Origin of the sequence: Occultella glacieicola, from assembly GCF_004353825.1 — a bacterium.
Lineage (GTDB): Bacteria > Actinomycetota > Actinomycetes > Actinomycetales > Beutenbergiaceae > Occultella > Occultella glacieicola.
Map to the genome: position 1 here is coordinate 158,983 of NZ_SMNA01000009.1, position 12,692 is coordinate 171,674.

A 12,692-nucleotide genomic window follows, 5' to 3' on the forward strand; every position below is an offset into this window, starting at 1 on the left:
TCAGCAGGGGCTCAGCAGGGACGCCCCAGGACTCAGCCGGCCAGCCGGGCCCGCAGGATCACGGTCCCGGGCAGCAGCGCGCCGCGCTCGGGACCCCAGCCGCCCCACACGTTCGGATTGTCCGGGGGCCACTCCGGCTCGATGAGGTCGTCGATCACGAACCCGGCCCCGACGACGTCACGCACGTGGTCGCCGAGGGTCCGGTGGTACTCGGCGTACAGCGGGTTCCCCGCGTCGTCGGTCTCGACGTAGGGCGTCCGGTCGAAGTAGGACCGGACCGCGGTCAGCCCGCCGGCGCTCGGGTCGTCCGGGAACGCCCACCGGAGCGGATGGGTCACCGAGAACACCCACGACCCGCCCGGCCGCAGCACCCGGGCCGCCTCGGCGTGCACCCGGCCGGCGTCCGGCACGAACGGCAGCGCCCCGAACGCGGTGAACACCACGTCGAAGGAGTCGTCGGCGAACGGCAGGTCGCGGGCGTCGGCCAGCACCGTCGGCACCCTGATCCCGGTCGCGGCGTCCAGGTCCGCCGCGGCGGAGAGCATCCCCGCGGCGACATCCGTGGCGACCACGTTCGTCACCCCGCGCGAGCGCAACCAACGCGAGCACTGGGCCGCCCCCGCGCCGACCTCCAGTACCGAGCGGGAGGCGAGTTCCGCCGTCGGGCCCAGCAACCCGGCCCGCTCCTCACGCAAACCCTCCGGGCACCAGCAGAAGTCGGCCGCACCGAGGAACGCACCGTGTTCGTCGAGGTACTCGACCGCGCCCTCGCTCCACCAGGCGGCGTTCGCGCTCGCGGCCCGGCCGCCGTCGACCGGCTCGTACCCGGCCCGCGCCAGCGGGCCTCGGTGATCGGCGCCCATCGGTCCTCCGCTCGCAGGGTCGGCGCCAGCCTAGGGGCGAACCGGGCGGCGACGGGGTGTCGGAGCCGACACCGGGCGTGGTAGCGATGCCTGGCCGGACACGATAGACTCGTACACGGTTTTTCGTGCCCTCCTGCGCCGTCCGGCCGATCGGTACCCGATCACCGCCGGAGCACCCGGTTCGCGGGGGTTACGCGTGCCACCATCCCTGTCCGTACTATTCCTGTCCAATCGGAGTCCAACACTCTATGACTATCACCACCCCCGCCACGACGAAGGCCCCGCAGGTTGCGGTCAACGACATCGGCTCGGAAGAGGACTTCCTCGCAGCCGTCGACGCGACCATCAAGTACTTCAACGACGGAGACATCGTCGAGGGCACTGTCGTCAAGGTCGACCGGGACGAGGTTCTCCTCGACATCGGTTACAAGACCGAAGGCGTCATCCTCTCCCGCGAGCTCTCCATCAAGCACGACGTCGACCCCGACGAGGTCGTCTCCGTGGGCGAGCGCGTCGAGGCCCTCGTCCTCCAGAAGGAGGACAAGGAGGGTCGTCTGCTCCTGTCCAAGAAGCGCGCGCAGTACGAGCGGGCGTGGGGGACCATCGAGAAGATCAAGGAGGAGGACGGCGTCGTCACCGGCACCGTCATCGAGGTCGTCAAGGGCGGCCTCATCCTCGACATCGGCCTGCGCGGCTTCCTGCCCGCCTCCCTCGTGGAGATGCGCCGGGTCCGCGACCTCCAGCCGTACATCGGCCAGGAGATCGAGGCCAAGATCATCGAGCTCGACAAGAACCGCAACAACGTGGTCCTGTCCCGCCGTGCCTGGCTCGAGCAGACCCAGTCCGAGGTCCGGTCCACCTTCCTGCAGACCCTGCAGAAGGGCCAGGTCCGCCCCGGTGTGGTCTCCTCCATCGTCAACTTCGGTGCGTTCGTGGACCTCGGCGGCGTCGACGGTCTGGTGCACGTCTCCGAGCTGTCCTGGAAGCACATCGACCACCCGAACGAGATCGTGGAGGTCGGCCAGGAGGTCACCGTCGAGGTCCTCGACGTCGACTTCGACCGCGAGCGGGTCTCCCTGTCGCTGAAGGCGACCCAGGAGGACCCGTGGCAGGCCTTCGCCCGCACCCACGCCATCGGGCAGGTCGTGCCGGGTAAGGTCACCAAGCTCGTTCCGTTCGGCGCGTTCGTGCGCGTCGAGGACGGCATCGAGGGCCTCGTGCACATCTCCGAGCTGGCCCAGCGCCACGTGGAGCTGCCGGAGCAGGTCGCGAAGGTCGACGACGAGGTGTTCGTCAAGGTCATCGACATCGACCTCGAGCGTCGCCGGATCTCGCTGTCCCTCAAGCAGGCCAACGACGGCGTCGACCCGAACAGCGACGACTTCGACCCGTCGATGTACGGCATGGCCGCGGAGTACGACGAGCAGGGCAACTACAAGTACCCGGAGGGCTTCGACCCGGAGACCAACGAGTGGCTCGAGGGCTTTGACACCCAGCGCGAGGCATGGGAGGCGCAGTACGCGCAGGCCCAGGCTCGCTGGGAGGCCCACAAGCAGCAGGTCGCGGCGGCCATCGAGGCCGACGCCGACCCGGGCACCTCGTCCTCCAGCTCCTCCTCCTCCTCGGACTCGGGCTCCGGCTCGGACTCCTCGTCCTACAGCTCGGCTCCGGTCGAGGCGGCCGGCACGCTGGCCTCCGACGAGGCGCTCGCCGCGCTGCGCGAGAAGCTGACCGGCGGCTGATCCAGCCCCACCGCAGTACCACGACGGCCCGCCGCCCCTCGAGGGGCGGCGGGCCGTCGCCGTATCCTTCTGCGATCCACTGCGTATCCTCTGTTCGTGCCCACCGTGCTCCTGACCGGATTCGAGCCGTTCGACGGCGCCACCGCCAACCCCTCGATCGACGCGGCCCGGATCGTGGCGCGTGACTGGGACCGCCCGGAGCGGCTGGTGGTGGCGGAGCTGCCGGTCGCCTACGCGCGGATGGGCGTCGACCTGGACGACCTCATCACCGAGCACCAGCCGGGCGTCGTGATCGGCGTCGGCCTGGCGCCCGGCCGGAACCGGGTCAGCCTCGAGCGGCTCGCCGTGAACCTGCGCGATGCCAGGATCCCGGACAACGACGGCGCCCAGCCTGCCGAGGGACCGGTCCTGGACGGGCAACCGACCGCCCTGTTCACGTCGCTGCCGGTGAAGGCCACCCGGGCACGGCTCGCGGAGGCGGGCGTCGAGGTGGACCTGTCCATGACGGCGGGCACGTTCGTCTGCAACGCGATGTTCTTCCGGGCCGCGGCGTGGGCCTGCGGCGGCCCCGGCCGGCGGGCCGGTTTCGTGCACGTGCCGATGCCCGACGGCGTCGGCTCGCCCGATCTGGCGACGCTCGCCCGGGCGGTGCGCGTCAGCGTCGACGCCGCCCTCGACGTCGAGGCCGACCTGCGGATCGCCGACGGCGCCACCGACTGAGCGCGGGCGGCCGACCTCATAGGGTGGTGCCGTGCTCCACATCGGCCTCACCGGCGGGATCGCCGCCGGCAAATCCACGATCGCCGCGGCCCTGGTCGACCTGGGCGGTCATCTGATCGACGCGGACGTGATCGCCCGTGAGGTCGTCGAACCGGGTACCCCGGGCCTGCGCGAGGTGGTCGAGGCGTTCGGCGACGACGTGCTCACCCCCGACGGCGCGCTCGACCGGCCGGCGCTCGGCCGGCTGGTGTTCGGCGACGACCACGCCCTGGCCCGCCTGAACGCGATCGTGCACCCCCTCGTCGGCGAGCTGACCAGGGCCCGGGTGGGGGCGCTGCCGCCCGACGCGATCGTGGTCCACGACGTCCCGCTCATCGTGGAGAACGGCCTCGCTGCCGACTACCACCTGGTCCTGGTGGTGGGTGCTTCCGAGCAGGTGCGCCTGGAGCGGCTGGTCACCGATCGCGCCATGACGGCCGGTGACGCCCGGGCGCGCATCGCGGCTCAGGCCGACGACGAGGCCCGGCGCCGGGTCGCCGACGTCTGGATCGACAACGAACGGCGCCCGGACGAGGTGCGCGCCGCCGTCGGGCGGTTGTGGCAGGAGCGGATCGCACCGTACGCCCGCAACGTCGAGGCGAGGGCCGTGGCAGACCGACCCGGGCCGCCACGGCTGCTCGAACCGCCCGGACCGCCGCGGACCTGGCCTGCGCAGGCGGACCGGATCCTCGCCCGGTTGCGCCGCGCCGGCGGGGACCGGATCCGCTCGGCGGAGCACATCGGATCCACAGCCGTGCCGGGGCTGGTCGCCAAGGACGTACTCGACCTCCAACTCGGTGTGGACACCCTTGCGGACGCGGACCGGATCGCCGATGCGCTCGGCCGGGCCGGGTTCCCCGTACGGGCGGGGGAGTGGGTCGACACCCCGAAGCCGAACGATCCCGATCCGCGTCGGTGGGACAAGCGGCTGCACGGCAACGCCGATCCGCACCGGGCGGTGAACCTGCATGTGCGGGTGGTGGGCGGACCTGGCTGGACCTACGCCTTGGCGTTCCGGGACTGGCTCCGAGGCGACGACGACGTACGCGAGGAGTACGCGGCGTTGAAACGGCGCACCGCGAAGGGTGCCGCCGACACCCGGGCCTACGCGGTCGCGAAGGAGCCCTGGTTCACCGAGGTCTGGCCACGCCTGCAGGAGTGGATCGACGCCGAGGGGTGGCAGCCACCGGCCGCGTGAAGGACGGACCGGCGCTCCCGTGCCGACCGGTTGCTCGGCACGGGAACGCCGCGCGCTCAGACCGTCCTGCGGGTGCGGTGGATACCCACCCACAACCCGACGGCGCAGGTGAGCGCGGCCGCCACCCAACCCCACAGCACCTCGGCGGCTCCGAAGGACCCGCCGAGCAGGGCCCGCTCCGCCTCCACGATGTAGGTCAGCGGGTTGAACTGCGCCGCGACCTGCATCCAGCTCGGTGCGCTCTCCAGCGGCAGCATCATGCCGGAGAGGATGAGCAGCGGGAACAGGAGCGCCTGCTGCACACCCCAGAACAGCCACTCCCGGCTCTTCGCGGCCAGCGCCAGCGCCATCGACAGTGCACCCACGCCGATCCCGAACAGGCCGAGCAGGGCCAGGCCGACGAGCAGGTGCAGTGGGTAGAGATGGAAGCCGAATGGCACGCAGAGCAGCACGATGATCAGCCCCTGCACCACGAGCGGGGCGAACTCCTTGAGTGAGCGCCCGATCAGGATCGCGGACCGGTTCAGTGGCGTCGCCAGAACCCGCTCGTAGGACCCGGTCATCAGTTCGTACAGCAGGTTCGAGCCGGTCATGGACGTGCCGAACAGCGAGATCATCACGATCACCCCGGGCACGAACCACTGCAGCGTCTCGGCCGTGGAACCACCGCCACCGCCGAGGCCGCCGACCGCACCGGTCAGCATCGGCGCGAACAGGCCGAGGAAGACCAGCGGCTGCAGCAACGAGAAGATCAGCGTGAACGGGTCGCGGAAGACGAGCAGGATCTCCCGCACGAACACGGCGCCGACGTCGCCGATGAACTTGCGGGCGCCGGTGTGCCGCAGCACCGTGCGGACCTCGCGCTCGGGCTCCTGGGTGAGCGTGGACATCACGCGGCCTCCTCTCGCAGGCTGCGCCCGGTCAGGTTGAGGAAGACGTCATCGAGGCTGGCCCGCTTGAGGTCCGCCGAGGTGACCGTGTGCCCGGCCAGGCGCAACACCTCGATCGCGGCCGGCAACCGGTCCGATCCGTGCGCGGTGGCGATCACGGCGACCAGCACCCCGTCCGGCCCCGACTCGGTGCGCACCTCGCCACCGGCCTCGGCGAGCAGCGCCGTGATCGCCTCGCCGTGGCCCCCGGAGGGGAGGAGGGTCAACGTGATCACATCGTCGGCGTACTCGCGCTTGAGGACCGACGGCGGTGCATCGGCGATGATCGTGCCGTGGTCGATGACCACCACCCGCTCGGCCATGTTGTCCGCCTCGTCCAGGTAGTGCGTGGTGAGCACGATGGTCATCCCGTAGCGCCGCCGCATCGCGCCGATGTGCTCCCACAGGTTCGCCCGGCTGTGCGGGTCCAGCCCGGTGGTCGGTTCGTCGAGGAAGAGCAACGGCGGGTGGTTCATCAGTCCCAACGCCACGTCCAGGCGTCGGCGCTGGCCCCCGGAGAGGCTCTCGACGGTGCGCTTCTCCAGCCCGACGAGCTCGAGTGCTTCGAGCAGGTCGCCGGTGCGACGTCGGTACTCCTCGACGGGCAGCCCGTAGAACCGGCCCTGGTTGTGCATCTCGTCGAGCACCCGGTAGGAGTAGCCGCCACCATTGCCCTGTCCGATGTAGCCGATCCGGGCACGCACCTGCGCCGGGTCGACGGTGACGTTCCAGCCGGCCACCTCTGCGGTGCCGGACGTGGGTGCGAGCAGGCTGGTGAGCATGCGCAGCGTGGTGGACTTTCCCGCCCCGTTCGGGCCGAGGAACGCCACGAGCTCGCCCTCGTGGACGTCGACGTCGATGCTCTTGACCGCTTCGACGGTCTCCTTCTTGCGTTGGAAGGTCTTGGTCAGTCCTCGTGCACGGATCACCCGGAAAACTTCCTTTCGTACGGTGTACTGAAATTGGGTCACGAACGATACCATACGCTGTACGGGAAAGAGTGGGCCAGTGGATGTGGTCAGATTGCCTCGCACACGAAACGGGAGAGGTGAGTGCCGGTGACGACCGAGGACCGCGGCACGGACGGCCGTGACGACGTGAAGCAGCGCGCCGCGCAGAAGGCGCACGCCGACGGGTACCCGTTCGTGACCCGCACGCCTGAGGTGACCCGCCGGCTCGCGCTGCTCTGGTCGCCCCCGGAGCCGTCGACGAAGGGCCGTCCGGCCAGGACCACCCTGGTGGAGGTGGTCTCGGCGGGGCTGGCGGTGGTGCGGAGCGAGGGCCTCGAGGCCCTGTCCATGCGCAAGGTGGCGAGGGAACTCGGCGTCGGTGCGATGTCGCTGTACACCTATGTGCCCGGCCGCACCGAGCTCATCGACCTGATGATCGACAGCGTCCACGGGGGACTCGCGCTGCCCGAGGCAGGGGAACCCTGGCGGAACGCACTGGGACAGTACTGCCGGGAGTTCTGGGCGCTCTACGACCGGGAGCCGTGGCTGCTTCAGACGAACATGTGGCGTGCCCCGCTGTCGCCGCACGTGCTCGATGCCCAGGAGGCGGGTCTGCGCACGCTGATCGGGACCTCGCTCACCCCGCTGCAGGTGGTGCAGACGGTCGGTCTCGTGGACACGGTCCTCCAGGGCCTCGCGCGCAGCTCGATCGCCGAGTCCGTCGACCGGGACGCCAGCGGCGTCGGGCAGGACGGCTACTGGGAGTCGATGAGCAGTTTCTGGGAGGACTGGTTCGACGTCGACCGGTACCCGGTGATGACCGAGATCTATCTCGCCGGCGCCTTCGACGACGAGGCGAGCACGTTCGAAGCGACCCTGGAACGGCTCCTGGACGTGGTCGAGATGTCCATCGACGCAGCCGCGGGGGACGGCTGAGCGGCCCCCGCGGCGCGGGCAGGATCAGGCGAGCGACGCCGTCAGCGTGATCTCGGTCCCGGCGAGGGCCTTCGAGACCGGGCAGCCCTCCTTCGCCGCGACTGCGAGCTTCTGGAAGTCCTCCTCCGAGAGGTTCTCGACCGTCGCCGAGACGGTCAGATGGATCCCGGTGATGGCGGCGCCACCCTCGGCGCCCGGGTCGAACGTGACCTTCGCATCGGTCTTGATCCGGGTCGGCGGGGTTCCGTTGGAGTCGAGGACGTTCGAGAACGCCATCGAGTAGCACGCGGCGTGCGCGGCGCCGATGAGCTCCTCGGGGTTCGTGGTGCCGCCGTTCTCCTCGGTGCGGGCCTTCCAGTTGATGTCGAACGTCGCGAGCTTGGAGCTGTCCAGGCTCGCTGAGCCCGACCCCTGGAACAGGTTCCCGGACCAGGATGCGCTTGCACGGCTGACGAGTGCCATCTTCTCGATCTCCTCCTTCGCCCGCCCGGACGGTCCGCGCGCGGCGTCGTGATCCAGTCTGCCTCGCCGGCCGCCTTCGCGACAGCCTGGACCACGCTGCGGCGAGGGTGTCGAAGTGGCGGCCACTTCAACACTCTCGCGGCGGGAACTCAGCGGGTGTGTTGGCGGAGGAACACGGAGACGTCCTCGAGTTCGTCGGCGGAGAGGCCGTGGCCCACGCCGGGGTACCGGCGCTCGGTGAGGTCGACGTGAGAGGTGAGGAACGCCGTCGTGCGGGTCACGGCCTCGGCCGTGATGACCGGATCGGCCTCATCACGGCCCCAGAACACCGGCGGCCGGATCTGCGAGAGGGCCTCGTCACCGGCCACGAGGCCGGGCGCGGTGAAGCCGGACAGGACCACCCCGCAGGCAAAGTCCTCGGGGTTGTGACGCAGCAGGTGGGTCACCATCGCGCCGCCCTGGGAGAAGCCGACCAGGGCGACCGGCCCCGGTGTGCGGACCCGGGCGTGGGTGTGCTCGAGCCAGCGCCGGATGCCCCGAACCCCGGCGTCGAGATACGCCGGGTCGGGTCGGCCCGGCTGGGTGATGGGGAACCAGGCATGGCCGCGGCGGGTCCCGAGGTCGACCGGGAGCGGCGCGCGCAGGCTCGCCATCACGAACTCCGCCGGCAGGTGCGGCATCAGGGCGGCGAGGTCCGCCTCGTTGGAGCCGAACCCGTGCAGCAGGACCAGCAGCGGCCGCTCCTCGAGCGCGGCGGCGACCCGGCCGGACGGGACGGACCAGACCGTCGCCGCGGCGTCCAGCGGCAGGGTCTCGGGGCGCAGTCTCGACATGGCGGCAGTCTCCCACGGTGATGTTCGCCCCACGGCGTAGGACCTCGATCGATGAATGTCACCGGTGCGACGTACCGTTGTGCCATGCGCCCTGTCACCGACCTGCAGCGGACCGTCGCCCCGTTCGAGGTGATCTCCGAGTACACCCCGTCCGGGGACCAGCCGACTGCCATCGCCGACCTCACCGAGCGGCTCAAGGCGGGGGAGAAGGACGTCGTGCTCCTCGGCGCCACCGGGACCGGGAAGTCGGCGACCACGGCCTGGCTGATCGAGCAGGTGCAGCGGCCCACCCTGGTGATGGCGCCGAACAAGACGCTCGCTGCCCAGCTGGCCACCGAGTTCCGCGAGTTGCTCCCGAACAACGCGGTCGAGTACTTCGTCTCCTACTACGACTACTACCAACCCGAGGCCTACGTCCCGCAGTCGGACACCTACATCGAGAAGGACTCCTCGATCAACGACGAGGTCGAGCGGCTCCGCCACTCGGCCACGAACAATCTGCTCACCCGGCGCGACGTCATCGTGGTCGCGTCGGTGTCCTGCATCTACGGGCTGGGCACCCCGCAGGAGTATGTGGACCGGATGGTGCCGCTGCGCGTGGGGGACCAGATCGACCGCGACGACCTGCTCCGCCAGTTCGTGACCATGCAGTACACCCGCAACGACATGGCGTTCACCCGGGGGACGTTCCGGGTCCGTGGGGACACGATCGAGATCATCCCGGTCTACGAGGAACTCGCGATCCGGATCGAGATGTTCGGCGACGAGATCGAGTCCATCCAGACGTTGAACCCGTTGACCGGTGACGTGGTGCGTTCCGAGACCGAGACGCACCTGTTCCCGGCCACCCACTACGTGGCCGGACCGGACCGGATGGAACGCGCCATCGGGACGATCGAGACCGAGCTCGCTGAGCGCCTGGCCGAGTTCGAGACGCAGGGCAAGCTCCTCGAGGCACAGCGGCTGCGGATGCGCACCACCTACGACATCGAGATGATGCGCCAGATCGGCTCGTGCTCCGGGATCGAGAACTACTCACGGCACATCGATGGGCGCGAAGCAGGGTCCGCACCGCACACCCTGCTGGACTACTTCCCCGAGGACTTCCTGCTCGTCATCGACGAGTCCCACGTGACGGTGCCGCAGATCGGGGCGATGTTCGAGGGAGACATGTCCCGCAAGCGCACGCTGGTGGAGCACGGGTTCCGGCTGCCGAGCGCCATGGACAACCGGCCGTTGCGCTGGGAGGAGTTCCTGGACCGGATCGGGCAGACCGTGTACCTGTCCGCCACCCCGGGCTCCTACGAACTGTCCCAGTCGGACGGCGTGGTCGAGCAGATCATCCGGCCCACCGGGCTGGTGGACCCCAAGGTGGTCGTCAAGCCGACCCACGGCCAGATCGACGACCTGCTCGCCGAGATCCGGGACCGCACGGCCCGCGACGAACGCGTCCTGGTCACCACGCTCACCAAGAAGATGGCCGAGGACCTCACCGACTACTTCCTGGAACGAGACGTGCGGGTGCGGTACCTGCACTCCGAGGTGGACACGCTGCGCCGGGTGGAACTGCTCCGCGAACTGCGCTCCGGGGTCTTCGACGTGCTCGTCGGGATCAACCTGCTGCGGGAGGGTCTGGACCTGCCCGAGGTGTCCCTGGTCAGCATCCTGGACGCGGACAAGGAGGGCTTCCTGCGCTCGTCGACGTCCCTGATCCAGACCATCGGACGGGCCGCGCGGAACGTGTCCGGCGAGGTGCACATGTATGCCGACTCGATCACCCCGTCGATGAAGCTGGCGCTGGAGGAGACCGAGCGCCGCCGCGAGAAGCAGGTCGCGTTCAACACCGCGAACGGCATCGACCCGACCCCGCTGCGCAAGCGGATCGGGGACATCACCGAGATGCTCGCCCGCGAGGAGATCGACACCAAGGAACTCCTCGCCGGCGGATACCGCCAGCAGGGCAAGGGCCGCGGTGGCAAGGCACCCACGCCCACGTCCTCCCGGCAGAAGCTGGCCGGGGCGGCGGCGTCGGAGCTCGCGGACCTCATCCAGGAGCTGAACGACCAGATGCACGCGGCCGCCGAGGAACTGCAGTTCGAGCTGGCGGCCCGGCTGCGCGACGAGATCGCCGACCTGAAGAAGGAGCTGCGGCAGATGACGCAGGCCACGGCCTGACGCCGGCCCGCGCCCCCGCTCACGTGGCCAGGGTGGTGACCACCCACTCCGCCGTGGTCCAGTCCTGCGCGGACACGGCGGCGGCGTCCGCGTCGAGGGCGGCCGGGTCCAGGGTCAGCCCGCGGCTGCGCTCGGGGCTCAGCTCGGCCTGCTGCATCTGCTGCGCGTCGAACTCGACGGTACTCACGAACAGCTTCAGCACGTCCACGGCCCGGTCGCGTCCCTCGGCCACCGTCATCCGCACGCTCGGGTCACCGGCGGCGTCGAGGACCCACGCCTCCTCGCCGCGCGCGAGCCAGGCGCCACCGCCGGGCAGCAACGGCACCACGCCGTGGTTCTCGGTGAGTGCGAACAACGCGCAGAACAGGCGCGGACCGAGCCGGTTCGTGACCCGGATCCGCACCGGTGCCCACCGCTGCCCGCGTGGGCAGGGCACCTCGACGGTACCGGCGACCGGCAGCGGCGTGCCGTCCGGGTGGGAGATCACCACCTCCACGGCCCCGACCGGGATCGCGGTGCCCGGGTTGCGCCGGTCGAGCAGGTCGTGCCAGCGCGCGATGTGGGCCTCCCGGCCCGGGTGGCCGGCGTCCGTGGCATCGTCCCCGGCTCCGGTCGCCGGGCCGCCGGGCGCGTGGCCCGCGCGACCCACGCTCGCGCGATAGGTGCGCGCCTGATCGAGCGAGCCCGCGCCGTCGGTGATCTCGACCTCGCTCTCGCCGACCCGCACCTCGGTGAGGACGCCCCGGGCGAGTGGGGCGGCGGAGCCCTCGGGCGCGGGCCCGGATCGATCCGCACCGATCGGGAACAGCGCCACCTCCGTGCGGCCCTCGGCGACGTCCGGGAGCCCATGTACCGCGCCGCCGTCGAGAAGCCACCGACCGCCGCGGATGCTCGCGGTGAAGGGGTGCGCCGCCAGCACCGCGGCGCCGCCGAGGAAGGGCCGGTCGAGGTCGGCGGGGTCGGCCACCTCGAGCTGCGGGGTCTGGTCCCGGACGAGATCCAGGGTGGCCGCGCTGCACATCCGGTGGATGTCCCGGTAGGAGAGTGGCCCGATCGCGCCGGTCAGGGCACGCTCGAGACCGGCGGAGAGCACACCGCGCGTGAGGCCACGCACCGGGCGTTCCTTGGCCTTCTGATCGGAGCGGCAGGCCGAGAGCGCCACCCAGTGCACGGCCGGGCCGTCGCCGGGACCGGTGCCGACCGGTTCGCCGAGGCCGCGGGTGCCCGGGATGGAGCCCTCGATGCCCGGCGGCCGGATCCGGTCATCGGCAGGGGCAGCGCGGATGCCGACCTCCGAGGCATCGCGGTCGACGCCGCGGGTGCCGCTGCCCGAGTGACAGCAGTCGAGGACGGCCAGCACGTGACCGCCTCGGGCCGCGGCCAGGCCCAGCAGTTGGGCGAGTTCCTTGTCCGCCAGATCGAACACGCCGGGGGTGCGGGAGTCGTGCGGCACCAAGGTCTCGACCAGCCGGTCGGGCTCGGCATACCAGGTCGATTCGGGGGCCTGTTCCTGGGAGCCGTGGCCGCTGAACCAGAACACCGCGACGTCGTCGGCCCCGGTCCGTCCCAGATGCTCGACGAACGCGGCGATCAGGGCCTCCCGGGTCGCCTCGGCATCGCGCAGCGTGCGCACCTCGAGCGCCGCACCCGAGGAGTCCGCGCGCACCCGCAGCAGCTGCTCCGCGGCGGCGACGTCGTGGCCGCAGCCGGCGAGCCCGGTGATCGCCACGTAGTCGTCGATGCCCACGAGCAGCGCGCGGACGGTGCCGGCCATGGCTCCTCCCTGATCGCTCCCTGGAACCAGTCTGACCCGATCTGCCGGTGGGCGCGGGTGATTCCGGAGCC

At 70.8% G+C, this 12,692-nt stretch carries 11 protein-coding genes; 5 read left to right on the top strand and 6 right to left on the bottom strand.

All coding sequences use genetic code 11. The annotated features are described in order from the left end of the window. Window positions 1-32: 32 nt before the first annotated feature. Window positions 33-863, bottom strand: coding sequence for a class I SAM-dependent methyltransferase (locus tag EXU48_RS18305; RefSeq protein WP_133109117.1), 831 nt, complete (start codon window positions 861-863; stop codon window positions 33-35). Window positions 864-1,111: 248 nt separating this feature from the next. On the opposite strand from EXU48_RS18305, the gene rpsA reads away from it, so the two are divergent. The 3 genes from rpsA (at window position 1,112) to coaE (ending at window position 4,562) form a co-directional block, all read left to right on the top strand. Further along, a complete protein-coding gene (gene rpsA, locus EXU48_RS18310) occupies window positions 1,112-2,605 on the top strand; it encodes a 30S ribosomal protein S1 (RefSeq protein ID WP_133109118.1) in 1,494 nt (497 codons plus the stop codon). Between the two features lie 96 nt (window positions 2,606-2,701). Then, window positions 2,702-3,325: a pyroglutamyl-peptidase I family protein gene (locus EXU48_RS18315; RefSeq protein ID WP_133109119.1), complete on the top strand. Its 624-nt coding sequence runs from the start codon at window positions 2,702-2,704 to the stop codon at window positions 3,323-3,325. Window positions 3,326-3,356: 31 nt separating this feature from the next. Beyond that, window positions 3,357-4,562 carry a dephospho-CoA kinase gene (gene coaE / locus EXU48_RS18320; protein ID WP_133109120.1) on the top strand — a complete coding sequence of 402 codons (1,206 nt, stop codon included), beginning with the start codon at window positions 3,357-3,359 and terminating at the stop codon, window positions 4,560-4,562. A 56-nt stretch (window positions 4,563-4,618) separates the two neighbouring features. On the opposite strand, the gene EXU48_RS18325 is transcribed toward coaE, so the two are convergent. Both EXU48_RS18325 and EXU48_RS18330 read right to left on the bottom strand, forming a co-directional pair. Further along, window positions 4,619-5,452 (bottom strand): ABC transporter permease, encoded by an 834-nt coding sequence (locus EXU48_RS18325; protein WP_133109121.1) that lies wholly within the window; start codon window positions 5,450-5,452, stop codon window positions 4,619-4,621. Beyond that, window positions 5,452-6,420 carry an ABC transporter ATP-binding protein gene (locus tag EXU48_RS18330; RefSeq protein ID WP_133109122.1) on the bottom strand — a complete coding sequence of 323 codons (969 nt, stop codon included), beginning with the start codon at window positions 6,418-6,420 and terminating at the stop codon, window positions 5,452-5,454. Before EXU48_RS18330 ends, EXU48_RS18325 begins: the two co-directional genes overlap by 1 nt. A gap of 129 nt (window positions 6,421-6,549) precedes the next feature. Between EXU48_RS18330 and EXU48_RS18335 the strand changes: the two genes are divergently transcribed. Next, complete coding sequence (locus EXU48_RS18335) at window positions 6,550-7,377, top strand: TetR/AcrR family transcriptional regulator (protein ID WP_165962888.1); 828 nt, start codon at window positions 6,550-6,552, stop codon at window positions 7,375-7,377. Between the two features lie 24 nt (window positions 7,378-7,401). Here EXU48_RS18335 and EXU48_RS18340 read toward each other — a convergent pair whose 3' ends face one another. Next, window positions 7,402-7,839, bottom strand: a complete 438-nt coding sequence (locus EXU48_RS18340; RefSeq protein WP_133109124.1) for an OsmC family peroxiredoxin — start codon at window positions 7,837-7,839, stop codon at window positions 7,402-7,404. A 149-nt stretch (window positions 7,840-7,988) separates the two neighbouring features. Further along, on the bottom strand, window positions 7,989-8,672 hold the full coding sequence (locus EXU48_RS18345) for an alpha/beta hydrolase (protein WP_133109125.1): 684 nt from the start codon (window positions 8,670-8,672) through the stop codon (window positions 7,989-7,991). Between the two features lie 84 nt (window positions 8,673-8,756). Here EXU48_RS18345 and uvrB point away from each other — a divergent pair, with 84 nt between their 5' ends. Beyond that, on the top strand, window positions 8,757-10,847 hold the full coding sequence (uvrB, locus tag EXU48_RS18350; RefSeq protein WP_133109126.1) for an excinuclease ABC subunit UvrB: 2,091 nt from the start codon (window positions 8,757-8,759) through the stop codon (window positions 10,845-10,847). Between the two features lie 19 nt (window positions 10,848-10,866). Here uvrB and EXU48_RS18355 read toward each other — a convergent pair whose 3' ends face one another. Further along, window positions 10,867-12,621 (bottom strand): caspase family protein, encoded by a 1,755-nt coding sequence (locus tag EXU48_RS18355; RefSeq protein WP_133109127.1) that lies wholly within the window; start codon window positions 12,619-12,621, stop codon window positions 10,867-10,869. Window positions 12,622-12,692: the final 71 nt, after the last annotated feature.